General features: G+C 41.7%; 1 protein-coding gene. It reads right to left on the reverse strand.

The features are described from left to right. Positions 1 to 994, reverse strand: a 994-nt coding sequence (locus ABD915_RS09815) for a tyrosine-type recombinase/integrase (protein WP_345117766.1), incomplete at its 3' end; no start/stop codon positions are given. Positions 995 to 996 lie beyond the last annotated feature (2 nt).

Here is a 996-nt window from a genome sequence, read left to right on the forward strand (position 1 = left end):
CATAAGCTGCCCATTTATCCATATAGACACGGCGCTGTTCTAAATAGTCAGTACGACGATAGGCACGTTCCACTTTGCCGCCTACCACATGACCTAGGATAGTTTCAGCGACCTCATAAGGAGCATCGGTTGTTTCTGCTAGCCAATCGCGTAAACTAGAGCGAAATCCATGGGGGCATGATTCAAGTCCAATACGTTTCATATATTGTGACATGGAACACTCATTAAGAGGACCGCGACCGGTAGCAGAAAAGAAGAAATCATTGCGAGAGAGCAGGCGCGCTTGTTTTAAGATTTCTAATGCCTCTGTTGATAAAGGGACGCGAAATTCTGTTGTAGCATCACGCCTTCCTTTCATATTCTCAGCAGGAATAGTCCATATATTTTCATTAACTTGATATTCACGAATATGACGTAAAGGACGCGTACGAACACCCGTCAGAATAAGCAAACGCAAAGCCAGTTGTGTTAGGGTTGTTTTTTGACAAAGTATTTTATAAAAAGCCGGCACATCTCTCCAATCCATGGCAGGTATATTTTGTTTTTTATAACGTTGTTTGCCTAAAAGAGCGCGTGCTTTTTCTGTTGCTTGTAAATCAACATCCAATCCTAATGCAGCCGCATGTTTGAGACAAAGATTAAGACGGTTTAGTGCTTTCTCTGCTGTTCCAGCTTTTGTATGCCAAATGGGGGCAAGCGTATTGCGTATCTCTGTTTGTGTAATCTCAGAAACGGGCAGACAGCCTAATTTAGGAAGAATATGAAGGCGTAATGGTAAAAACCAACGCCCATCTTTACCATCATTTTTTAATTCAGCTTTACGGCTTTCAAAAGCATCTAAAGCAATATCTTTTAAATAATGAAGATTTCTTATTGCCTCACGCTTTTGTTTCTCACGTTCTTTAATGGGATCACGCCCCTCATGCAAAACAGAACGCCATTGATTTGCACATTCACGGGCTTTTTTTAAAGAAACATTTCGCAACGCCCCCAAGC

It is taken from the genome of Bartonella jaculi (genome assembly GCF_039543045.1).
Lineage (GTDB): Bacteria > Pseudomonadota > Alphaproteobacteria > Rhizobiales > Rhizobiaceae > Bartonella > Bartonella jaculi.